The 24,490-nt window shown below is 40.3% G+C and carries 23 protein-coding genes and 2 pseudogenes; 10 read left to right on the top strand and 15 right to left on the bottom strand.

Features of this window, described 5'->3' with window-relative positions:
* Positions 1-112: 112 nt before the first annotated feature.
* Entirely contained in the window at positions 113-691 is a 579-nt protein-coding gene (gene def, locus SB775_RS20275; RefSeq protein ID WP_089363926.1) for a peptide deformylase, read from the bottom strand.
* Positions 692-946: 255 nt separating this feature from the next.
* Here def and SB775_RS20270 point away from each other — a divergent pair, with 255 nt between their 5' ends.
* Positions 947-2,680, top strand: coding sequence for an AAA family ATPase (locus SB775_RS20270; RefSeq protein ID WP_089363925.1), 1,734 nt, complete (start codon positions 947-949; stop codon positions 2,678-2,680).
* A 230-nt stretch (positions 2,681-2,910) separates the two neighbouring features.
* Here SB775_RS20270 and nagE read toward each other — a convergent pair whose 3' ends face one another.
* A complete protein-coding gene (gene nagE, locus SB775_RS20265; RefSeq protein ID WP_410863009.1) occupies positions 2,911-4,821 on the bottom strand; it encodes an N-acetylglucosamine-specific PTS transporter subunit IIBC in 1,911 nt (636 codons plus the stop codon).
* A gap of 303 nt (positions 4,822-5,124) precedes the next feature.
* Between nagE and nagA the strand changes: the two genes are divergently transcribed.
* The 4 genes from nagA to SB775_RS20245 all read left to right on the top strand — a co-directional run bounded on the left by nagA (position 5,125) and on the right by SB775_RS20245 (position 8,577).
* Positions 5,125-6,303 (top strand): N-acetylglucosamine-6-phosphate deacetylase, encoded by a 1,179-nt coding sequence (gene nagA, locus SB775_RS20260; RefSeq protein ID WP_410863008.1) that lies wholly within the window; start codon positions 5,125-5,127, stop codon positions 6,301-6,303.
* Entirely contained in the window at positions 6,303-7,037 is a 735-nt protein-coding gene (gene nagB / locus SB775_RS20255) for a glucosamine-6-phosphate deaminase (RefSeq protein ID WP_410863005.1), read from the top strand. Before nagA ends, nagB begins: the two co-directional genes overlap by 1 nt.
* Positions 7,038-7,052: 15 nt before the next feature.
* The gene (locus SB775_RS20250) at positions 7,053-7,775 is read left to right on the top strand and encodes a GntR family transcriptional regulator (protein ID WP_410863004.1); all 723 of its coding nucleotides are present in this window, start codon (positions 7,053-7,055) and stop codon (positions 7,773-7,775) included.
* Positions 7,776-7,854: 79 nt separating this feature from the next.
* Positions 7,855-8,577: an SIS domain-containing protein gene (locus tag SB775_RS20245; protein ID WP_061461150.1), complete on the top strand. Its 723-nt coding sequence runs from the start codon at positions 7,855-7,857 to the stop codon at positions 8,575-8,577.
* Positions 8,578-8,689: 112 nt separating this feature from the next.
* On the opposite strand, the pseudogene SB775_RS20240 reads toward SB775_RS20245, so the two are convergent.
* A pseudogene (locus SB775_RS20240) lies at positions 8,690-8,850 on the bottom strand (hypothetical protein); the annotation flags it as partial.
* A 236-nt stretch (positions 8,851-9,086) separates the two neighbouring features.
* Here SB775_RS20240 and SB775_RS20235 point away from each other — a divergent pair.
* Positions 9,087-9,611 (top strand): hypothetical protein, encoded by a 525-nt coding sequence (locus tag SB775_RS20235; RefSeq protein WP_061461149.1) that lies wholly within the window; start codon positions 9,087-9,089, stop codon positions 9,609-9,611.
* Between the two features lie 96 nt (positions 9,612-9,707).
* On the opposite strand, the pseudogene SB775_RS20230 reads toward SB775_RS20235, so the two are convergent.
* The 11 genes and pseudogenes from SB775_RS20230 to SB775_RS20180 all read right to left on the bottom strand — a co-directional run.
* Positions 9,708-10,012: pseudogene (locus SB775_RS20230) on the bottom strand (IS3 family transposase); the annotation flags it as partial.
* Between the two features lie 228 nt (positions 10,013-10,240).
* Complete coding sequence (locus tag SB775_RS20225; RefSeq protein WP_410863002.1) at positions 10,241-11,137, bottom strand: peptidylprolyl isomerase; 897 nt, start codon at positions 11,135-11,137, stop codon at positions 10,241-10,243.
* Between the two features lie 311 nt (positions 11,138-11,448).
* The gene (locus SB775_RS20220; protein WP_061461146.1) at positions 11,449-12,522 is read right to left on the bottom strand and encodes an ABC transporter substrate-binding protein; all 1,074 of its coding nucleotides are present in this window, start codon (positions 12,520-12,522) and stop codon (positions 11,449-11,451) included.
* On the bottom strand, positions 12,519-13,322 hold the full coding sequence (locus SB775_RS20215) for an ABC transporter permease (protein ID WP_089363916.1): 804 nt from the start codon (positions 13,320-13,322) through the stop codon (positions 12,519-12,521). Before SB775_RS20215 ends, SB775_RS20220 begins: the two co-directional genes overlap by 4 nt.
* A gap of 1 nt (position 13,323) precedes the next feature.
* A complete protein-coding gene (locus tag SB775_RS20210; RefSeq protein ID WP_089363939.1) occupies positions 13,324-14,127 on the bottom strand; it encodes an ABC transporter permease in 804 nt (267 codons plus the stop codon).
* A complete protein-coding gene (locus SB775_RS20205; RefSeq protein ID WP_061461144.1) occupies positions 14,117-15,226 on the bottom strand; it encodes an ABC transporter ATP-binding protein in 1,110 nt (369 codons plus the stop codon). Before SB775_RS20205 ends, SB775_RS20210 begins: the two co-directional genes overlap by 11 nt.
* A gap of 69 nt (positions 15,227-15,295) precedes the next feature.
* On the bottom strand, positions 15,296-15,838 hold the full coding sequence (locus SB775_RS20200) for a helix-turn-helix domain-containing protein (protein ID WP_061461143.1): 543 nt from the start codon (positions 15,836-15,838) through the stop codon (positions 15,296-15,298).
* 168 nt (positions 15,839-16,006) lie between these two features.
* Positions 16,007-17,392 carry a protoporphyrinogen oxidase gene (locus SB775_RS20195; protein ID WP_410863000.1) on the bottom strand — a complete coding sequence of 462 codons (1,386 nt, stop codon included), beginning with the start codon at positions 17,390-17,392 and terminating at the stop codon, positions 16,007-16,009.
* A 172-nt stretch (positions 17,393-17,564) separates the two neighbouring features.
* A complete protein-coding gene (locus tag SB775_RS20190) occupies positions 17,565-18,098 on the bottom strand; it encodes a GNAT family N-acetyltransferase (protein WP_410862998.1) in 534 nt (177 codons plus the stop codon).
* A 118-nt stretch (positions 18,099-18,216) separates the two neighbouring features.
* Positions 18,217-20,250, bottom strand: a complete 2,034-nt coding sequence (locus SB775_RS20185) for a Na+/H+ antiporter (protein WP_410862996.1) — start codon at positions 20,248-20,250, stop codon at positions 18,217-18,219.
* A gap of 284 nt (positions 20,251-20,534) precedes the next feature.
* Entirely contained in the window at positions 20,535-21,422 is an 888-nt protein-coding gene (locus SB775_RS20180; RefSeq protein WP_410862994.1) for a diacylglycerol/lipid kinase family protein, read from the bottom strand.
* Between the two features lie 503 nt (positions 21,423-21,925).
* Here SB775_RS20180 and yhfH (SB775_RS20175) point away from each other — a divergent pair.
* From yhfH (SB775_RS20175) to yhfH (SB775_RS20160), 4 genes are read left to right on the top strand one after another with little or no spacing between them, the layout of a single operon-like run.
* A complete protein-coding gene (gene yhfH / locus SB775_RS20175; RefSeq protein ID WP_141133678.1) occupies positions 21,926-22,060 on the top strand; it encodes a protein YhfH in 135 nt (44 codons plus the stop codon).
* Between the two features lie 44 nt (positions 22,061-22,104).
* Positions 22,105-22,242, top strand: coding sequence for a protein YhfH (gene yhfH / locus SB775_RS20170; protein ID WP_081108660.1), 138 nt, complete (start codon positions 22,105-22,107; stop codon positions 22,240-22,242).
* Between the two features lie 29 nt (positions 22,243-22,271).
* A complete protein-coding gene (gene yhfH / locus SB775_RS20165) occupies positions 22,272-22,409 on the top strand; it encodes a protein YhfH (protein ID WP_081108659.1) in 138 nt (45 codons plus the stop codon).
* 28 nt (positions 22,410-22,437) lie between these two features.
* Positions 22,438-22,578 (top strand): protein YhfH, encoded by a 141-nt coding sequence (gene yhfH, locus SB775_RS20160; protein ID WP_081108658.1) that lies wholly within the window; start codon positions 22,438-22,440, stop codon positions 22,576-22,578.
* Positions 22,579-22,697: 119 nt separating this feature from the next.
* Here the strand turns inward: yhfH (SB775_RS20160) and SB775_RS20155 are convergent, their stop codons facing one another.
* Entirely contained in the window at positions 22,698-24,323 is a 1,626-nt protein-coding gene (locus SB775_RS20155) for a PucR family transcriptional regulator (protein ID WP_410862991.1), read from the bottom strand.
* Between the last annotated feature and the right edge of the window lie 167 nt (positions 24,324-24,490).

Raw genomic sequence — 24,490 nt, 5'->3', positions numbered from 1 at the left:
AAGCTAACCACTACTACTGCCTTCATGATTCGGGACTTCCACCCTATAGATTGCACCCATGCCGGGCGCACGAAAAAAAGGCAAAGCATGGCGCTTTGCCTTTTTTGGGTTTTTATAGACTTTTCACTTCCACGTTTTCCGGAAGCTTGAAAGGGTTCTCGGTATTGATCCTGTCATAAAACATCATCCCGTTCAAATGATCTAGCTCATGTTGAAAAACGATTGCAGCAAAGCCCTTCAGCCGCATCTCTATTTCCTCACCATTACCATCCACCGCTTTAATTTTAACCCGTTCATAACGCGGTACATATCCTTTAACATCACGATCGACAGAAAGGCAGCCCTCACTTTGCGGTAAATAGATCATTGTGGCAGAATGACTGATAATTTTCGGATTCACAAGGGCATATTCAAACAGCTTCCCCTTTTCGTCTGGAAAATACATGACGAACATGCGTTTATTCAAGCCTATCTGATTTGCAGACAACCCAACGCCTTCACGCAAGTTGTACTTCTTTTGGAGTTTTGGGTCCTGGCTATTTTTAAGGTATTGCATCATGCATTCCAACGTTTCACGATCTTCATCCGAAATCGGCAGGCTAACTTCATCCGTTACCTGACGCAGAATTGGATCTCCTTCTCTAACGATATCCTTCATCGTAATCATATAGTCTTTTATAAATTTACTCATAGAACTTCACACTCTTCTACCATTTTATTTTTTCATGACTTAGACCATTTCACTTTAGCATTTCGCATTTAAAAAGTCTAATAAGCAGGTTAGAATAAATTTACCTAAATCCTGGACTCCATTACTAAAATTTTCAATAATGAATTTCATTTCCTTACTCTAACATTATTTACCTTAACTTTAGGGTACAAAGACCTATATATTAAACGTTTAAAAATTCTATACTGAATATATATTCTTAAAGGAGATGAAAAATTGAATTCGAACTCTAAATTTGTTTCGAAGTTGCTGCCGTTCTTGACGGCTTTCATTGTGATAATTGCTGGAATCAGTTGGTATGTTGTTACACAGTCAAAGGAAATGGTCATTCCTTTTTCTTCTGTAGAAAAGACGATTAAAGCTCAAAATGGAGCCCCTGTCACCATTGAAGAAAAAAAGAATGGCACTCTTCACATCTCCACACCAGATGGAGAATACGTTTCTAGTATTCCTCCCAACAGTCAAATGATCAATAAACTTGTCGAAACATATAACGTTCAATATTCTTTTTCATCAACTAATAAATCAGCAATATGGATTCTAGGCGGATTGTTGGCGGCTCTCGTCGCAACCGGTGTCATTATACAGAAAAGATCAAAAGGTGGATTACGGATCGGCAGCAAGAAACAAAGCCTTTCCACCCCTAAGCCTCTACCAGAGATAACCATGGATGATGTAGGCGGTTTGCAAACCGAAATCAAACAGGAAATCCTACAGACGCTCACTACACTAAAAGAACCTGAACGTTCAGCAAAGATTGGAATTAAGCCGCCTCAAGGCATTTTATTATACGGCCCCCCTGGGACGGGGAAAACGTTGCTTGCCCAGGCAATCGCAAAAGAGCTTGGTTCAAACTTCTTCTCTACGAGCGGTTCGGCCTTCAACGAAATGTTTGTTGGAGTCGGTGCAGCCCGTGTCCGCAGTCTTTTCCAAAATGCACGTAAGCAATCGCCAGCTGTCATTTTCATCGATGAAGTGGATGCGTTGGCCGGCAAAAGGAAAGCTCATGGCGGGGAAGAAGGCGAAAAAACGTTAACTGAACTGCTTGTGCAATTGGACGGAGGCCATCCAAATGAAGGCATTTTATTCATCGCAGCGACCAACCGGAAAGATATGCTCGATGAGGCATTTCTACGTCCGGGCAGGATCGATTTCTCTTTCCAAGTTCCACTCCCAGATACACAAGGAAGAAAGGAAATCATCGATATCCATTCGAAGGGAAAGCATTTGGCAACGGATGTCCTTGCCTCCTTGGATGAATTGGCTGAAAGTACATCCGGTTTCTCCGGTGCTGACTTAAGTGCTCTATTCGATACTGCCTCACGTCATGCACTGAGGAATGAACAGGATATGATTCGTAAACAGGATCTTGATTATGCCATTGACCGTACGATACTTGGAGCCACATCACGTACTTTGAATGATGTGGATACGAAGCGGCGTGTGGCCATTCATGAAAGTGGACATGCCCTGATTGCAGCTTTGACAAAGCCTGGTTCTGTTCGAAAGGCGACCATCATTCCTCGTGGGGAAGCCCTTGGATATGTAGCGCCGATACCAAAAGAACTACATCTAGCTACAGCAAGCGAATTGCTTGATCAAGTCAAAATGATTTTAGCGGGCGGCGTGGCGGAAAGAATGTATTTAGGGGAACACAGTATTGGTGTAGGCGGAGATGTACAGCAGGCGAAACATCTACTTGAACAAATGGTCGATACGGGAATGCTTCAAGATGGATTTACCCTCACTTTCAATAAAGGTGAGAAGGAACAAAAGATGCAGGAATTATTCACCAAAGCGATTCAGGAAACGGAAATGTTGATTGATACGAATCGCCAACAGTATGATGAGCTCGTTGATGAGTTATTGAAAAAAGAGACACTCGATGGATCAGAAGTTCAGCGTATCGTTGATGCTTCAGAAATAACCAGCGTATGCTCGAATGCTTAACACTATTTTCTGCTGGAGTGTTTTAAAACCTACTCTGTGTTTGGGGCCTGTTTGAATCGAACAGGCTCTTTTTTTTGATCATATTCGGAGGCGACCCGTAAAGCTAAGAAGTGAGGAAAGGGGAAATTAACCAGAAGGAAATTCCGTCCACTCTCTGTGAGTGGATTTCAGCATATAAAAGGGCTGTCGACATTGTCGACAGCCCTTTTTCAAGGTTTGCACCTATCACTTTATAGTTTTTCCAACTGGATGATACCTGGTGTGTTTTGTTTCTGGATCCCTGCCTTTTGCAATTTCACTGCCGTTCCTTCTGGTAAGTTAGTGAATATGATAGGAGTGACCGTAGACGGAGCATTCCGTTTTATGAAATCTAAATCAATTTCCAAAAGAGGTGTTCCTTTTGTTATCTTTTGACCTTCTTGCACAAGAGATGTAAAGCCTTCTCCATTTAATTTAACTGTATCTAAGCCAACATGGATCAGAATTTCCAGTCCATTATTCATTTTCAATCCCAATGCATGATTTGTTGGGAAGATACTAAGCACTTCCCCATCGATTGGTGATACTAGTTTCCCATTGACTGGCTCGATAGCAAAGCCATCACCCATCATTTTCATCGCAAATACTTGATCGGGAACCTGTTCTATCGGCAAAACGGTTCCTTCGATTGGAAGGACAAAGTCATTTGCCCCCAAAGTTTGGTTTTCTTCCACTCTTTCCTCTGCCACTTGTGCAGATGGACCTGTTTTCACTTGAATTGGATCGACGCCATTCTTGACAAGTTGTTTCATCGCATTTGCCACAAATTCAACATTCGTTCCAACAATGACTTGCACACTTGATTTATTCAATTTCATTACACCGCGCGCACCATGCCTTTTTAAGGCGGCTTCATTCACATTACCTGTATCGGCAACTTCTAAACGTAAGCGTGTTGCACAGTTATCAATTAGCTTTATGTTTTCTTTACCGCCAAGATCTTGAATGAAAAGCGATCCCATATCGGTATATTTATCCCCTGTTTTCACAATAGTCTCTTCTTCCGCATCTTCCTCATCATCTTCCCGGCCAGGTGTTTTTAAATCCATGATCTTGATGACAAAATAGAAAATCACGAAGTAAACGACAGCGTATACTAAGCCAATCGGTATTAACCATAGTGGTTTTTGCGCAATGCCAAAGTTCAAGAAATAATCAATGGCTCCTGCGGAGAATCCAAAACCGTGATGAATATCCAAAATAACAGCAAGTGCCAGAGAGACCCCTGTTAATAAGGCATGTATTACATATAACACTGGCGCGATGAACATGAACAGAAATTCAATCGGTTCAGTGATTCCTGTTAAGAACGAGGTGAAGGCTAACCCGAGCAGCATCCCCGTCACCAATTTACGTTTCTCTTTCTTAGCAGCTGCAATCATCGCTAATGCTGCAGCGGGAAGGCCGAACATCATGATTGGGAAAAAACCAGTCATGAAAGGTCCAGCAGTTGGATCACCTGCGAAGAAACGGTTTATATCACCGGTCGCTCCATTGTATTCACCAAATACGAACCATACCATACTATTCAGGACGTGATGCAAACCTACTGGAAGCAATAAGCGATTCAATACGCCAAATACGCCAGCACCTAAAGCTCCTGCACCTGTAATCCAGTCTCCAACGTTATTGATTAGATCTTGAATAGGAGGCCATACAAAACCGAATATTCCCGCAAGTAAAATCATCGCCAGGGATGTGATGATCGGAACAAATCGTTTCCCTGAAAAGAATCCAAGCCATTCAGGGAGTTTTATTTCAGAGTATCTATTATATAGGAAGGCAGCAACTATACCTGATATAATACCTCCTAATACAGCCATGTCGATATCTTTATTAATCGCTTGTGTACCATTCGTCAAAACAAAGTAACCAACAAGACCAGCTAATGCCGCAGCACCGCTCCCATCTTTGGATAATCCAATCGCTATACCTAAAGCGAACAGTATGGCAAGGTTATCAAAAATTGCTTTTCCCGAGGCAGCCATAAATGCAATATCAAGTAAATCCGGTTGCCCTAACCGAAGCAATAAAGCTGCTGCTGGTAAAACAGCAATTGGCAACATCAAAGCTTTCCCAATTTTTTGTAGAAAATTTAACATCTAACTCATCTCCCTTGTTCCTAACATCTTTTGATTCAGCAGAATGACAAGACATATAAAGCGTTTTCATTTTGTCAATAGAATAATTTTTCTTTGGCTTATACTAGCACAGAAAAGATATAGATGTCTATACCAATTTATCTGGAAATATACTATATTCTTAGAATATAAGAGAAAAATATCATCATTTACCCCTTAACTGGTCTAGACAACTATTAATAAAAACGATAAAATGAGGGCAAAATATAAGAGACCAATTCATGACTCATTCATTAAGTTTTACTTTCACAAAGGAGATTATGTATGAAAACATTCATTATTAATGATCTGATTGTTCATAGCGAAAACGAAACATACAAAAATGGGTACATTAAGGTCGTGGATGGAAAAATTGCCGAAGTTGGGCCAGTAAACCAATACAAACATGACGATGATGTTAAAGTAATCACTCTTTCATCAGATTACCAGGTAATTCCCGGTGCCATCGACATTCATATCCACGGGGCATCCAATTCCGATGCAATGGATGCCACACAAGAAGCATTATCCACAATGGCAGAGACTCTTCCCAAAGAAGGAACCACCAGCTTTCTGGCCACTACAATGACTCAAACTACCGAAGCCATTGAATCAGCACTACTTAATGCTGGTAAATATATCGAAAGTCAATCTCAAGAACACGCTGAAATAATTGGAATCCATTTAGAAGGTCCTTTCATTTCACCGGTCCGTAAAGGAGCACAGCCTGAAGAGCATATCGTTGACCCTGATGTCACTCTATTTAAAAGGTGGCAGGAAATGGCCGAAAATCAAATCAAGCTTGTAACGCTTGCTCCTGAACAACCAAACGGATTAGATCTTGCCGCTCACTTAAAGGCAACTGGTGTCGTCGCTTCCATTGGACATTCAGATGCAACATATGACCAAATCGATGAAGCAATCCAAGCAGGGACTACCCACGTTACACATCTTTATAATGGGATGCGGGGACTCCATCACCGTGAACCTGGTGTTTTGGGAGCTGCTTATCTTCGAGACGAGCTATATGTTGAACTTATTGCTGACGGCATTCACTGCAGGCCGGAAATGATCAAGCTGGCATATAACCAAATTACCAGCGAACGAATGATCTTGATAACGGATTCGCTTCGTGCCAAATGGCTTGAAAAGGGAACCTATGATTTAGGTGGTCAGCCTGTGTATGTTAACGAAACGAAAGCAACGCTTTCAGATGGTACACTAGCCGGCAGTATATTGAAAATGAACGATGCCATTAAGAACACAATGGAATATACCGATTGTTCCATGACTGACATTATAAAAATGACGGCGGAAAACCCTGCCAAACAACTTCGGATTTTTGACAGAAAAGGAAGCATCCAGGTCGGCAAAGACGCCGATCTTGTAATATTGAATGACCGCTTGGACGTTGAAATGACGTTCTGCAGAGGAAATTTAGCTTTTAAAAAGGAGAATGTATAATGAATATCATACAAGTGCAGGACTACATGGAAATGAGCCGGACAGCCGCAGAAATAGTGATCGGAAAAGTCAAAGGAAATCCTACTATCAAATTGGGCCTTGCAACAGGCGGTACCCCTAAAGGAATGTACGATAATTTGATTGAAGATCATGTGCGCAATCATACTTCTTATGAACATGTAACGTCCTTTAATCTTGACGAGTATATCGGCTTAAAACCAAATGATCCAAACAGTTATCATTATTATATGAATGACTCCCTATTCACTTACATCAATATAAATAAAGAGCGCACTCACCTTCCAAATGGCACAGCAGATGACACCAACGGAGAATGTAAACGGTATGATGAAATGATTGATTCCGTCGGAGGGATCGATCTTCAGATACTTGGCATTGGGCAAAATGGCCATATTGGTTTTAATGAACCTGGAACTTCCTTCACATCAGGTACACACGTCGTGACACTCGAAGAATCCACGCGTCAAGCGAATGCACGTTATTTCGATTCCATAGACGAAGTTCCTACACATGCCGTTACGATGGGCATTTCAACAATCATGAAAAGCAAAGAAATTCTGCTGTTGATATCTGGTGAAGAAAAAGCCGAAACCTTGAAGAAATTGATACACGGTGACATTTCAGAGGAATTCCCTGCATCTATCCTAAAAAAACATAATAATGTTACAATTATCGCAGACCAAAAAGCGTTATCCGGAGTGATAATACCCTAAAAGGAGCGAAAGTCGATGATTGATAAAAACTCACCTCTTCCGATTTATTTTCAAATCGAAGAACAAATAAAAAGACAAATAGAAAACGGTGAGTTCCAAGCGCACGATGCCCTTCCATCTGAACGCGAATATGCCGAGCAATTCGGAATTAGCCGGATGACCGTCCGGCAAGCCATAAATAATTTGGTGAATGACGGATACTTATACCGTCAAAAAGGAAGGGGAACCTTTGTCGCCGATAAGAAGTTGGAGCAGCAGCTCAATGGGCTGACCAGCTTTACAGAGGATATGAAAGCCAGGGGGTTAAATCCAAGCAGTAAGCTGCTGAGCTTTGAAATCATTCCGGCTAATAAGAAAATTGCCAGTGAATTGCACATTTCCCTTCATGCTCCCGTTTATGAAATAAAACGCATTCGCTTGGCAGATGATGTTCCAATGGCACTCGAGACCGTGTACATGTCTGCTAATTTAATTAAAGGACTAACGGAAGAAATCATTAACCTTTCCCTTTACCAGTATGTGGAGAATTACATTAAACTTAAAATAGACTATGCTTCACAAACATTGGAATCAGCGATTGCTTCTGAATTGGAAGTGACCCATTTAGCGATCCCAAAGGACTCACCCATATTATTCATTCAAAGGAATACATTTTTAATAGATGGAACTCCTCTTGAATATGTTAAATCGGCTTATCGTGCAGACAGGTATAAGTTCACTATCACTATATCCAGATAATCTTAAATATTTTTGATATACAGAAGGGCCAATCACTAGAGTCTATTAATTGCTAAAGGTAATGGAGGGTGGCACATATATGAATTCATACTTTGAAGAAGTTCAGGCTTTACTCAAAATTGTGGGAGAACAGGAAAAGCAATCAATTAAGGAATCTGTGGAACATATCTCGAAAGCAGTGATGTCGGATGGAGTCATTCATCTATTCGGAAGCGGACATTCTCATATTTTGACGGAAGAGGTATTCTACCGGGCAGGTGGGTTAGCCGCCATTCATCCTATTTTCGTTGAAGATTTGATGCTTTTTAAGGGAGCATCTAGGTCATCGCAACTTGAAAGGCAAAATGACCTATCTGAGAAATTCATGCTTGATGAGGATATCCGTCCTGGCGATGTCTGTATTGTCATTTCATCGTCTGGTGTGAATCCCGTTCCCATCGATGTAGCTATTATCGCAAAAGAAAAGGGCGCCTTTGTCATTGGCCTTACATCACCGGAGTATGCAAACAGTTGTCCTTCACGGCATAAAAAGAAGCTTTATCTCCACGATGTCGTTGATTTGGTCATAGACAATCATATTTCCAAAGGTGACACATTGCTGAAATCAAATAATATATCCTTTGGTTCCGGATCGACCGTAATCGGGGCCGTCCTTCTCAATATGATTTTCACACAAGTCATTGAAACGATTATTGAATCAGGAGTGACCCCTCCCGTATTTCTAAGCAGTAATATCGAAGGGGCAGATGAACACAATCAAAAGATTATCGCGAAATATAAAACAAGAATCCCCCAATTGTGAATCGATATAGCCAAAAAGGCATACATAAGCTTTTATGTTCCACATGATGAAATATAAAGAAGGCACCCATTCGAATGCCTTCTTTATTTTATAGTCCCTTTTAATCCTTTTTTTAAAAAAACGGCCACCAATTCGCGTTTCCAAACGTTGCAACCATTACTGAACAACGGCAAGATGACAAACGCGTATAAAGCAAGCCCCACCAATATTAACAATGGCAATCTCCAAGAGTGATAAAACCCCACCCGGCATCATCTCAGCAAAAGTTCCCCCATCTTATTGACCTAGAAGAAAACTTCCATATACCGATCAATCAAACCAGAAAATTTTTCATTTGTCATCGTTGCACCTCTCAAAAGGTAGCTCAATCATTAAACTATATGTAGCTTACTACTGTTTTATTTAACATATCAATCCCATAATAGTTTATTATTCCTAGTTTAACTCATGGTAAATAAGGGAAAACCAAAGTAAGCAAACAATCTACTATTCTAAGGGAGGAAATATAAATGACTCAAACAACTATCGAAACTCAAACGAATAGCAAACTGTTAAAAGGGATTCTAATTGGAGGACTTGTTGGTGGTGCGTTAACCTTGCTTGACTCCAATACAAGAAATAAAGTAAAGCGTTCAGCCGTCCTTTTAAAAGACAACTCCATGAATATGATTGAACAGGTCAAGGAGAATCCCGGCGAAATGAAGGAACAAATGGTATCAGGAGTCAAAGGCGCAACAGAGACGATTAAAGAGGCAATCAATGACGTTGAAACCTTATATGAAACCGTCAATGAAGACGTGGTGGGTAAAGTATCCGAAGTAAAGGATATCTCCACTAACGCCCTTGGTACAGCTAAGGACGCAACAAATGAATTAAAGGACATCAGCTCAAAAGTGGTTGTTGCCGGTAAACAACTGAAGGAAACACCAACACAATCATTGAAGTCAGATAATAAAAAAAGTGAAAAAGAGAGCGATGACGTCGTTACAAAATCAGGATTATCCAATCAAAAATCAATTTCATCGAACTTCTAATATATAAAAAAGCTGAGGCATTATGAATCGACCCTTTGTAAAGGACATTTTAAAAAAAGCTAGGCAACTTGAAGGAGATGCTGTCTGTATTTTGCAGGCGGCATCTTTAATGGTCGACAAATAAGCACGTTTGCCGTGATGGTAAGTTAAGTAAGTGATGTCCGTTAATAATACTTTGCCTGCGACACCTTGTTTGAATGGACGCTGTAGGAGGTTTGGATAAGTACGGTGTTCGTGTGTCACTTTTGCCATTCGGCGATATGGATTCGCTTTTCAGATCGGGCAGATCCTATTAAATTTATTCATAATGCGACGAATTCTTTTAAGTTGTAAGTGATTTGATACTGATTTTCTAACGTCATTTTAATTTGACACGCACCTTTTTTTCTTCGACGAAAATGATCTGTGTACGTGATGGCCTTGTCACTAAGAGCTTGAACATGAGGATTACATTTTAGTTGTGCTTGTTCTTTCTCCGTTGGTCATCTTAGTTCACTCCGACGTGTTTTTTCTTATCATAAACAAAAGTACCCTACAGGATAGACTTTTTTCAAAGTGTCTATTCTATAGGGTACTTTTTATTACGCCCCAGCTTTTTGTTGTTCCATATATCATTTCACTTGATAATCTTATTCAGAACCCTCTATTTTATTCGTAATCTCATGATCTTTTTTCACTTCAGCTAACCAAGCTGGATATTCCTCTTGTAATCTTTCAGAAAGAAGCGTTTCCTTGATTTCGTCTTTACTGTCTTCTAAATTAGCTTCTTTTGCTTCCTTTTTACCGGTTACTTTTATGATGTGATAACCATAATCGGATTTGACTGGATCACTGACTTTGCCTATATCAAGATCAAAGGCAACATCTTCAAACTCATCCACCATATTCCCTTTCTCAAAGTATCCTAAGCTTCCACCGTTATCCGCCGTTTCTGTATCAGTGGAATATTCAGCTGCCAATTTAGCGAAATCACCGCCCTCTGCAATTTCCTTCTCAACCTTTTTAGCCGTTTTTTCGTCTTCGACTAAAATGTGACTGGCTTCCACTTGTTCAGCTTGTGCAAATGTATCTTTATTATCTTCAAAATACGTACTGATTTCATCGTCTGTAACGGTAATTCTCGGTTCGATCAGTTTTTTCGTTTGCAGATAAACCACGATATCATTTTTCAAGGCTTCCATGGACGAACCGCTTGCTTCCAATTGCTCTTTTAACGACTTTTCATCGCCATAGGACTCAGCCATGGTATCTATTTCTTTTTGGATTTCTTCATCCTTAATTTTAATTCCTTCTTTTTCCGCTTCCAATTCAACCAATTTATTCGTAATTAACAGGTCTAAAGTATCTGCTCCGTACTCTGCAACAAGCGCGTCATACAGCTCATCCTTACTGATTTTCTCGCCATCGATACTTGCCATTGTCTTATTCTTTTCCGTAGAAGAAATCATCGCAAATGCCATGATCCCGGCAATGATTAAAGTGCTCCCTGCCCAAACATATGCCTTCGTGCTTCTTAATAGGTTCATGAATGCTCTCCCTTAATTTTTCTATTATGATAGTTTGGAAATATTAGTCAGTCCTTAAAATATTAGTTCCACCTGTGGTATTTCCCATCATTATACTAACATACTTATATCCCTACTGATATTTTAGAGCATTTTCTGGCCTACTAACATTTTACATTGCTATAAATTCATTATTACAAAGATCTAAATTATACCGTTATATTGACTTTTGATATATAGGTAATGGTGGCGAAGCATCGGAGATCATACGTCAAAAACTCAGAAAAAAGCATGGTATAAGGGGGATACCTTTACACCATGCTTTTCTTGTATTATTTACGATGCATCTTAAACTCAAGGAAGAGTTCGTTGTAATGGGCCAAGTTTTTCTTCCCAAGGTTTTCGTACACTTCCAGCTTCTCTGTCAGTTCTGGTGATGGATAGAAACGTTCATCCTTCACCACTTCTTCAGGCATATATTTCAGTGCTTCTTTATTAGGGGTCGAGTAGCTTACATATTCGGCATTCTGTGCCGCAACTTTTGGGTCCAGCATGAAGTTGATGAACTGGTGAGCCGCATCGGCATTTTTGGTTGTTTTCGGGATGACCATATTATCAAACCATAAATTGGACCCCTCTTTAGGGACCACATATTCGAGATCTTCATTTTCAGCCATGATTTCAGAAGCCACTCCGGACCAAACAAGCCCAATCGCCGCTTCCTGGGTTTCCAATAGCATGCGGCTTTCATCTCCAACGATCGCTTTAATATTTGGAGTGAGTGCATCAAGCTTGGACTTTGCCTCTTGAAGGTGTTCTTCATCTATATCATTCAATGAATAATTCAAAGAGTTCAGGCCCATGCCCATCACTTCTCTAGCCCCATCCGTCAAAAGTATTTCATTTTTTAAATCTTTATCCCATAAATCCGCCCAAGCCGTTATTTCTTTGCCACCAAGCATCTTGGAGTTGTAAACAATTCCAACTGTTCCCCAGAAATAAGGCACGGAATATTTATTCTCCGGATCGAATGGCAGATTGATGAACCGCTCGTCGATATTTTTCAAGTTTGGTAGCTTGGAATGATCCAGGGGAACCAATAAGTCTTCTTGTCTCATCTTATCAATCATATACTCAGAGGGTATGGCAATATCATAAGTCGTACCGCCCTGCTCGATTTTAGTCATCATTGCCTCATTTGAATCGAACGTCTCATAAATGACCTTTATACCCGTTTCTTCTTCAAAACGGTCGATTAGATCCGTATCGATGTAATCGCCCCAATTATAGATGGTAAGCGTATTATTGCTCGTAAACCCCTGTGATGAGTTCAATCTTGAAATCGCATATAGCAGCAAGGCGGATACGAGGGAAATGATTAAAAACATTTGAACCAGTCTTTTCATCGTTTCCCCCCCATTCCCGTTTGCCTTACACGTTGAGTTATAAAGTAATAAACGACAACCAACAATAGTGTCAAGGCGAACAGCAGTGTCGATAGTGCATTGATATTCAATGAAATACCACGGCGGGCCAATGAATAAATTTCCACTGATAGAGTGGAGAAGCCATTACCGGTCACAAAGAACGTAACCGCAAAATCATCAAGTGAATAAGTCAAAGCCATAAAAAAACCAGCAAAGATACCTGGTAAGATGTATGGTAGGATGACCTTCGTCAATACATCCCAACGGCTTGCCCCTAAATCCCGGGCCGCATCAATTAAGGTAGGGCTCATTTCCTGAAGTTTCGGAAGGACAAGCAGCACAACGATCGGGATGCTGAAGGCGATATGCGACAACAGTACTGAGTAGAATCCAAGCTTGATCCCAGCCATTGTGAATAGAATGAGGAAGGAAGCACCGATAATCACATCGGGACTGACAATCAATACATTATTCAATGACAATACCGTATTCCTAGCTTTACTGCTCGTAAAGGAACGAATTCCAATGGCTCCAATCACCCCAATGATCGTGGCGATCAGTGCAGATAATAAAGCGATCACAAGCGTATTCAATACAATGATCAACAGCCTTGTATCTTGGAACAGCTCCTTGTACCACTCCATGGTGAACCCTTTAAAGTCATACATCGTTCCACCGCTGTTAAACGAGTAAAAGACTAAAAAGAAAATCGGTGCATAGAGTATGAGAAAAATCAAAACGAGAAACCCTTTTGATATTGGTGATAACTTACTACCCAATTTACACACCCTGCTTTCGGTTACCCGTTACAAACATAATCAGGAACATTATAATAATCAAAAATACCGCGATTGTGGAACCCATTCCCCAATCCTGTGTCACAAGGAAGTGCTGCTCGATAGCCGTACCAAGCGTAATGACTCGATTACCGGCAATCAGTCTTGTAAGCATGAACAATGAAAGTGCCGGGATGAAGACTACCTGGCATCCCGTCTTTACACCATCTATCGTCAAAGGAAAAATGACGCGGCGGAATGTCATCCACCGGGACGCTCCCAAGTCATTGGCCGCATCCAAAAGGGTTGGATTCATTTCATCCAGCGCATTGAATATCGGTAAGATCATAAACGGGATGAATATATAAACCGAAACGAATATGAAGCTGAAATCCGTAAAGAGAATTTGCTGCTTTCCGATTCCTACTGCCTCCAGAAAACCATTGGCCACACCATACGTGCCAAAAATGCCAATAAAGGCATAAGCCTTTAAGAGTAAATTAATCCAGGAAGGCACGATTATCAGCAAAAGCCACAACTGCTTATGCTTGGTTTTCGTTAACAAATATGCGGTAGGGTAAGCCACTAAAAGGGATATTCCCGTAATGAGGAAAGCATACCAAAATGAGCTTAAAGTCATTTTTAAATATACTGGTGTAAAGAACTTTTGATAGTTAATCAAAGAAAGATTACCTTCAATGTCGAAGAAGGAATAGTAAAGGATTAACAAAATGGGTGCGACAACGAATAAAGCAATCCATAAGACATAGGGTATGAAATAAATATTCCGTGATAGTTTATTCTGCATGACTTTCCCCATCATGATACGCTTCCAAACGCTTATCGAATTCCTCTTCCGTTTCACCCAATCGCATGACATGAATCGCTTCGGGATCGAAATAAAGACCTATTTCATCTCCAACTGTTGCCTTTTTCGTTGATTGGACAAGCCACTCATTCCCATCATGATCATAGCAGCTGATTTCATAATGCACACCGCGAAATAGCTGAGAGTCCACCCGAACTTGCAGTTTCCCGCGATTGACGGAAGTAATCTCTAAATCTTCCGGGCGGATGACAATATCAACAGCTTCATCGCTGTTCAAACCTTGGTCTACACATTCGAACTGTCTGCCGACGAATTCCACTAGGTAATCTTCAATCATTTTTCCTTTTACAATGTTCGACTCACCAATGAAATCAGCAACGAATCGATTCAGCGGTTCATCATAAATATCCGTAGGGGGCCCACTTTGCTGAATTTTCCCTTTGTTAAGGACAAAAATCTCATCTGACATCGCTAATGCTTCCTCTTGGTCATGAGTGACGAAGATGAACGTGATTCCAAGTCTTTGTTGTAGCTCCCGCAATTCATATTGCATTTCTGTACGCAATTTCAAATCAAGGGCAGATAGCGGTTCATCCAGCAGGATGACTTCCGGTTCATTAACTATCGCCCTGGCAATCGCTACACGTTGCCGCTGACCGCCGGACATTTCCCTGATCTCCCGTTTTTCATAACCCTCCAAATTAACAAAGCTGAGGGCTTCCTTCACCTTTATTTCCACTTCGGTATTTTTCATTTTTTTGATGCGAAGACCGAATGCTACATTTTCAAAAACATTTAAATGTGGAAAAAGTGCATAATCTTGAAATACCGTATTTACTTGCCTTTTATTGGCTGGCACATCATTGATCTTTTTTCCCTCAAAGTAAATATCACCCTTGGAGGCCTCCGTAAATCCGGCAATCAAGCGAAGGATCGTTGTCTTCCCACAGCCTGAAGGACCCAGAAGCGTATAGAACTTCCCTCTCTCGATTTCAAAACTAACATTATCGAGAACTACCGTATCATCATCGAATTGCTTCGTAACCTGATCGAAGTGTATTATATTCTCGTTTGCCATAGCTACTTCCCTCTTTCCATTACCTTACTTCATCCGTCTTTACATAGACGATAGCAATTGCTTTGAATTCTATAAGTATGATTCCGTCACCACAAGCAATAACTCGGATGGACCCCCAAAATCATTGATGATTTGGTGTTCATCGGAAGCATGAAAATAAATTGATTCACCTGCCTTGACGAAATACGTATGTGTACCAAGCTTTACAATGACTCTTCCGCTTATTACATAACCGAATGTTTCCGACAAGGATGGTTCAAATTGTTTGAATTCCCCTTTTTCCTGAAGGGTCAGGCGAATCGGTTCCATTTCCTTCTCATTCGATTCAGGCACAAGCCACTGAATTTGATACCCTCGTTCCTCATCGATAAAAAATGTTTGTGCTTCTTCTTCATACACTACTTTTTGGACCTGATCCTCTTCATCGAAGAATTGCTTCGGCTTGCAGCCGAGTACTTCTAATATATTGAAAAGAGTTTCAATGGAAGGGGAACTAAGATCCCTTTCTAACTGTGAAATATATCCTTTGCTTAAATCCGTTCTTTCTCCCAATTCTTCCTGGGTCAATCCTTTTTTCAAGCGAAGGTTTTTTATTTTTTTTCCAATTTGCATCCTATTTACCCTCAATTAGTTTACCTATAGTAAACCTACAGTAGATAAAGTTTTATATAAGTAAACTTTCAGTTTAATTTTACGAATATCATTATACAGGAAATGCTGGAAACTTCAAACGGAATTTCCAGTCATGCAAAAAAGGACTGCCACCTGGCAGTCCCCCTTTTACAAATTCAGACATATCTCTTGCGCTTTCTTTTCCCCATCAGCAATACAGTCCGGTATTCCGACACCATTGTATGAACATCCCGCAAGTAAAACATTCGGATAATTCTCGGAGATTTTCGCCTCCAGTGATTGAACGATTTGAGGATGTTTAATATGGTAGTTCGGCATTTCTTCATGCCATTTCGTCACTTCACTTGTAATTGGAGTCCCAGAAATACTTAAACTACTTTTAATGTCCCGTAAAGCCACCTGGATTAATTCCTGATTTGTAAGGGACCGTAACCGTTCATAGTCCGGAATTGAGCTTTTATAAAAAAGCCTTACTAAAAGCTGACTGTTTTCAGAAGTATGCTCCCATTTCCGGCTCGTCCACGTACATGCATTGCAGATCAAATCACTATTATCACCTGCAATGAAACCCGTCCCATCATTAGGAAGCATGCTGTCCGGGATATCGAATCCAAGGTAAACGCTTATCATTGAACTATTGATCAAGCCAGCGAAGTCTTGATCCAACTCCCTATCACCCAATAGTTTCTGGGCAATTGTATGCGGTGTACTCAATACGATGAAGTCCGTTTCCAGCGATTCACCGTTTGCCAATGAAATTATATACCTCTCATCATTCTTTCTGATTTTTTCCGCCTTGACCCCTTTAATAATTTCCACTATATCGAGGCTTTCCTCAATACGTTCAATCAATACCGATAAGCCATTTTTAAACGAAAGGAACTTCTTATTTCCCTTGCTTTGATATTTCTGCTTATTTTCCGATAGACCGCGTATGATACTGCCATATTCATTTTTATAATCCAGCATCTCCGGCAGTGTTTTAGCAATGGTCAATTCATTTAGTTTTCCTGAATAAACACCCGATAGGACAGGTGATATCTGTTTTTGTACCAATTCCTTACCTAAGAAACTTTCAAGAAATAAACCGATTGAGTCGTTTTTCGTAAACGTCTCATTCTTTGTATAGAAATCCTTTAAGGCATCGACCTTTCCTTGTGCAGAAACCAGATCACTTTTCACCAGGGACTCCAGGCTCATTGGAATTCCGAATAGGGCATCTTCAGGGATTCCCTTTAGCACGCCATCGGTATAGATAAATGATTTTCCCGTCGCATTATAGACAACTTGATCCTCAAGGTTCAATTCTTTAAGAAATGGTTTTATATTTTGTTTCCTGGCGACAATCGAATCGGCACCCGCTTCGATTTTAAATGGACCATCATGCACTGTCCTGATTTTACCGCCTAGTTTCTCATTTCCTTCTATTAATATTAATCGTACGGAGAGACTGTTCGCTTTAGCAGCTTTTTGTAAATAATACATGGTTGATAAACCCGTAATGCCTCCACCAACCACTACGACCGTTTTCATTAGAATACACCTCGATTAACGAAATTTACATTAAGTAAAGTGTACCATAAGGCAGCAGCATTATTAAAAGTGACCCTTTAATTCATTAGTTTCGTAATGAAACCTGTAACAAATTGGACAAAAAAAAGACCTTCTCTCATTCGAAAAGTCTAAATGCCCTCATATTGATACTCTATATCTCATTTCTTTTTTCCATATCCATGTTCATTTTATCTAATCTATATTCCATTATCTCCATCAACCCGCTTCTTCCTTCTTTATGAATTCCTGTATCCTGATACCCCGATTTCGTATAAAGAGTTTTGGCAATCATATTCTTGACGTCCACTGCCAGTACAATCGAATCCTTGTTTGGAAAAATCCCTTTTGCGAATTCCGGAAGGATTTGCAAGGCTTTCTTCGCAATCCGTTTCCCTTGATGCTTTTGATCAACAAGAAATCCACGGAGTAATATCGCTTTTTTATTGCTGGTGAAAGGGCTGATGTTCTCCCCAATGTGTAAAACGAAAAACCCGACCGGAATACCCGCAGCCAAAATAACGAAAGGGTGTCTGTCAACATCCTTTCGGCAATATTTCAGTGACTCTTCCGGCAGAGCCGAAAAAGGGGTTTGTGTCTCCGGTAAATAAAACTGTGACAGCTGGTGATGATGTTCCGGTAAATAATGCGTTAAGGTGATGATCCCGATTTCCTTGTCCTGTTTCATTTGGCACACCGCTTTCATCAATTATTGGATACCTTAATGATTCGATGCGTCACCTTAAAATCCCTCCACTAAATGAAAGAAGCACTGCCGAATATATCGGCAGCGCTCTTTAAAATAATCAATGGGTGCTTTCATTGATTGTCAGTGCTTCTCGTAAATTGATTTGCTTGCGGAGTATATTGGCAACCTCGCGGGAAATTTGTCGTTTTTCAAACATATCCTGCACTTCGTCCCGTTCTGCCTGGATCGCTTTATAGAATAGCTCCCTTTCATAATCGACCATTTTACTAGGGATACGGCCTCTATTTTCACGTTTGCATTTTAATATCAACACTTTATACTCTTCTATGATCATCGAAGACGTCTCATGATTTTCAGAAGTGATACCCGCTTGTATCTCTTGGATGGCGGCTTTGTACATCCTGATTTTAAGGTCTCTCACCTTTTCCAATCTCTCTATATTGATCCTTCTTATTTCACTTTTATTAGGGAAAAATAATTTAAAAACCCTCAGCATACTTCTTCTGAAAAGCGTTACGGACCTGAAAAAACGGAATTTCATCCGGTTTGTGACCGCGCCTTCCATACGCTGGATATATTCTTTACATATAAATGCCGTTTCCCGGTCCACTTTCTCATCCTTAATAAGTTTATCAAGAAACCTTTGCTCTGCTTCAAGGGCTTTAAAGCGAAGAACTTTTTCTTCTTCCCTTAATGCAGCTGGCTCTTTCTCCTGTTCTACATAGGACAGTGCATTGATCTTGGTGCAGTACCTCGAAATGATCGATAAAGCCGCTTCCCGGTTTTCATCTGTCATTTGGGATTCTATAACTTTAATCGCCGCTTGATGTGTGTGAATGGCAGCCGCTTTCGTTTTATCAGCCTGCTTATCCACGATTTCCTCTTCTTCTGCCCGTGCTATGATTGGCAGAAAAACACTGGCAACGATCAAAGTCAGCAATATGACACCTGCTGCAATGAAGATGATTAACGAACGCTCCGGAAAAGGACTTCCATCTGCCAACACATACGGAATCGAGAACGAACCCGCTAACGTTACAGCTCCGCGAACACCGGAAATGGTAATGATTCCAGCTGCTTTGAAGTCTGGTTTTTGGGCGCCTGCTTTTTTCGTCATCCAGCCAATCGACCAGGCAGCAGTAAGCCAAATGAATCGTAAAGCAAAGAGGAAAAGTGTAATGACCACGATATATAGGATGACTTGCCCATTATTGAAGACTGGATCTTGAAAGATAATTTTCAAAACGCTTGGAATTTGCAAACCTAGCAAAACGAATACAAGACCATTCAATACATATAAAATGACGGACCATGTACTCTTTGAAACGACCTGAAGTTCTACAGTTGGTGATATTTCCCGATCTCGTTCAATGGCATGGACAATCCCCCCAGCCACGACCGCTAAAATCCCAGAAAGGTGGAAATGTTCCACAGCGAGGAAAATAATAAAAGGAGTCAGGATCTGGATTAACATGTGCATCGTAACATCTTCCATTCCTAAACGGCGAAGAAATACACGGAGCCTGATAATGATGAAGGCAACAATTGCTCCTCCTACAAAACCACCAATCGAAATCCATATGAAACTGAACGTTGCATCCACTAATGAGAAAACACCAGTGACTGTAGCTGCAACGGCAAATTTAAAGGCAACTAGACCTGAGGCATCATTCATGAGCCCTTCTCCTTCAAGAAGGTGCATGATGCTCTTAGGTAACTTAACTCGACTCGCCAAAGCGCTTACTGCCACTACATCTGTAGGGGACAAAATGGCTGCTAAGGCGAATGCTGCTGGCAATGGAATCGAAGGAATCATCCAATTAATTAAATACCCGCCTGCCCAAACCGTTATGAATACCAGGCCTAGTGCAAGCATGAGAATGGGTGCTCTCAACTTCCAAAGTGCAGTGCGGGGCACATTTTTGCCATCATTGAATAAAAGAGGGGCGATGAATAACAGTAAAAACAATTCCGTCTCCATCTCAACATGCATACCCAGGGGTAAAAGTGCCAGTATGACACCCAGTGCTATTTGTATTAATGGTACAGGTATAAAGGGTACAAAGTGGTTAATTACATTAGACACTCCAATCAATATAAGAAGGGCTAATATAACAAGAAAAAACTCCATTCAAACATCAAACTTCCTCTCTCATCTATTCTCATAACTATAATCGTAACATATTCAGACCCATCCATTCATGCATTTACTATTCTAACCTAGAATACTCCTGAATAATTATACCTTTTGCGTGATGGATCACCATGAAAATTGAGGTGATTGAATGAATACAAAATCGACTCAAATCAGCATCGGATTTCAAAGAAAAAAGCTGATTGGCTTACCCTAATCAGCATTTTGTGAAAAGACTAACCCACAGAACAAGTCGGCACTGCTTTATGTTAAAACACCATTTAGTTCCCCGGGACAAAGAGACGAAGGTGTTTGTGCAGTACATTTGATTGAAATGGAAGGGGCAAGCCTTTATCTCCATCGATATTGACTGCAAGTTCGTCTGTTGTGGATAAATTGAGCTTGGATGTTTGAATATATTCAATTTCGTCATGTCCCTTGATCTCTCCTTTCATTAAACTGGGAATGATCTTGACGATAAAAGGAAGTGATAAATCCTTAATGATGAATGTGTGCAGCTTTCCATCATTCACTTCCGCCTCGGGTGCAAGTTGTTCGAAACCGCCGACAGAGTTAGTCATTGTTGCAATCAGTAAATGAGCCTCACCCATCCAGCTTCCCTGATCATGTTCAACCGTTAAAGGGAACGGATTCTTTTTAATCATCGCTTTTGCTCCTTCAATGAAATATGCAAAAGACCCCAGACGGGTTTTTTGGTCTACGGATACATTATAGGTGGCCTCAGCGATCGCCCCTACTGCCAACACATTCATGAAATAACGGTCATTGATCTTCCCTATGTCCGATTCCTTAATATGCATGTCCTTTAATATCTCAATGGCCGTATTGGGATTCAAGGGTATGCCCAAAGATCTAGCGAAATCATTAACGGTTCCTAGTGGGATGATCCCGAAAATTGGCCGATGCTGCTGCTCGCCCAGCCCATTCACTATCTCGTTCACCGTTCCATCCCCACCCATGGAAATGACAGCATGGAACCTCTCTTCACAGGCCTCCTTGGCAAAATCCGTAGCATCCCCCTCTCCTTCGGTTTGACGGACGGACACCTCATCATATATATCACCAAGTGCCTTTTCCGCTTTCGGCAAAATCTTTCCTGCCTTTTCCCTACCTGAAGATGGATTTATGATAATCATCACTTTCGACATATGCTACCTCCCTTTATTGTATATCTACTAGCAAGTTACCTCTTTACTGAAGTAATAAAACCACACGGACAATTTTTCCGATTGTTGAATAAAGAAGTTTGGCTGGAACTTTCATAATTGCTGCCGCTTGACGGTTTGCTGACATTTTGAACAGCTCTTATATGTTCATGGACTGTGAAGCAGGTAATCATCACCCCTGAACCTCCCGTTCCTCTTCTGTTACAGTAATACCTATTCTAATCAACTGAAAATTGTCTGTCCCTTTCGCCCCCCTTTGTTTTCCCCCTTTATAAAACCCATTTTTTCTTCATTTTCCAAGCTGCCGTGAAAAGAAATACAAAAAAAAGTTTAAAAAAACTCCCTATCTATAAGGTTTTCAGACTCTTCTTGAAGTAAATTTCAAATTTTCTGTTAAATACCTATACATTTTCCAAATTCGGGTATATACTGTATTATAACAACAAGCAAATAACAATAACTGTACTATAAGGAGGGTGCGAGCCATGCAAGCAAATCAATCGGATACATTTATAATCGAAACGTTTAAACATTGTCCAGAATGTGGTGAAACACATGTGGATCACTCAGATTCCTATCTGTTGGAGTGCGATCGCTGCCTTTCCAAACGTGAGGAATAAATCGATCGAAAAAATAATAAAACATTATAAAGGAGGAAATCATCATGCAAATGAAAAAATCCATTGAATTTTTTAACAATATCCCTGCTAAACATTGTCCCGAGTGCGGTGACCATATTATTGAACAAGCTGAATCCTACTTAATGGAATGTGACCGCTGCCTTTCCAAACGTGAAGACTAATTAACCCAAATCAAAAAGGAGGAACCATCATGCAAACTAAAAACCCATTGGAATTCTTCAGGACACTTCCGCCTAAACAATGTACAGAGTGCGGAACCCATATCACTGAACAAGCTGAATCCTACCTCTTGGAATGTGACCACTGCCTTTCCAAACGCGAAGAATAACTAAACCAAATCATAAGGAGGAATCATCATGCAAACTAAAAACCCATTGGAATTCTTCAGGACACTGCCACCTAAACAATGTACGGAATGCGGTACTCCTATTATTGAACAAGCTGAATCCTACCTCTTGGAATGTGACCACTGCCTTTCCAAAAAAAATGAATATTAATAAAAGATGCTGACATCAAGAAGCTCTATAGGTTTGATGTCAGCATTAACCTTGTATTAGCTTCCCTTTCTACATTCAAAAAAGGATGTCCTCGGGACACCCTTCATTCGTACTATTTTTTACTTCCCAATATATTTATATTTTCCACTGACTTTCCTGCTGCTGTACTGTAGGAAGTCCAAAGCAAAAATCATGAATTCAAGTCCTAGACGCTTATCTGAACGCATAAAATCCGAACCTAACAGTTTTTCTAATTTTTCAAGCCTATGATATAGCGTTTGCCGGACAATGAATAGTTGTTTTGAGGTTTCCTGTTTAGAACCGTTACAAGCAAGATAGGTCTTCAGGGTAGGCATTAACTCACCATTGTTTTGCTTATCGTATTCAATGACAGGACCTAAATATTCGTGCACCGTTTCCTCCAGATTACCATGTTTATTTATGAGCGAAATCATGCGATGCATATGTAAATCCTGATAAAAGAAGCTCCTGTTATCCTCTGGTAATGTATCCTGAAGCAGCAGAGTCTCACGGGCCGTTTCATAACTTTTATAAATCTCGCTTAACCCTCGAACATGCTTTCCAAAACCAATGGAGAGCAAACCCATTCGATTGCGCCCGCTAACATCCATTTTCATGATTCGATCCACTGCGCTTGTCACCCTTGATTTCCAATCTTCAGATGAACGATTATCACCTAAAATAAAAACTAGATGCTGATTAATTTCCATAGAAAATATCTGAAAGCCGTACTGTTCAAAAACTGTCTTAAACATTATTTTAAAATAGGTTCCATCTAATTTTGCAGAACTTCTATTATACCTTGGGTGTTGTTTGCAAATGCAAACAATACCGCCATCCAACTGCATTTTCGGATCAATATAGGAAAGCCTCTCCCGGATTGCTTCGTCACTATACTCACCTTCAATCCAATTTGTAAGCCATTTACTCTCTTCCGACATTTTCTTTTCTTCAATATATAACTCCCTTAATAGATGCTGTGCCAAAGCGGTAGCTGTTCGATCCAAAATCAGTGAATCAAAGTCCGTCAACTCTCTGTCGTTGCTGAAAATGAGCAGTTCCGCATAATTTTCACCGAGCACTTGAATTGTCTGTCTATGAATGGTTTTATCGAATTTCGATTCTTCGTATATGTCCGATACCATTTGATAGGTTATTTTTTTCTTCGTTTTGGGAATGCTGGCTATATCGTTTTCATTAAAGATAAGAATAACCTGTACATTTAAATAGCTGTGGAGAAATTTTAGAATTGGTTCATAATGGTCAATTTCGAGGAGATTTTTATTTAACTGCTGGGAGTAGTTTTCTAAGTTGGAGATCATTTGATATTGTTTATTAATGATAAGGGAATGAATATCCTGAGTGATTTCTACGAAAGGGACTTCCTCATGAAATAGGATGATAGGGAATTGCTGTTCATTTGCTAGATCAATGGCACATTGCGGCACTGCCATGGTGTTGGCGCCAATCTCTATACAGAGTCCAGCTGCATTGCATTCAATTAACTGTTTTAAGTAGGATAGAAATGTTTCATCGCAATCTTTCCACCCTAAACCGGTAGTCAGAATCAGTTCATTTCCATTTAACAAATGGCTGATTTGAGTGACTTCCATGCAGTGGACCCACTTCACTTGACGCTTTATCCCACTGCTACCTGCAATTATATCCGTCAGATTAAAATGCTTGCGTGTTAGAATTTCCTCGATTGTAATCGACGTATTCATCCATCCACATCCTTTTATAAAACTGCTTTAAAATCTATTATAAACGGACAATCCTTAAATCTCCAGACACTTGTTAGAAAATCTAACGTCAAAATTCTACAAAAAATTCGACCCTTTCCACTCACAAGGCTGCCGGGAAAACAAAAACTCATAGATTACCTATTCAT

The organism is Peribacillus sp. SIMBA_075, from assembly GCF_046534585.1.
Note: the sequence above shows the minus strand (reverse complement) of the source record. Positions and strands in the feature narration are given on the sequence as shown.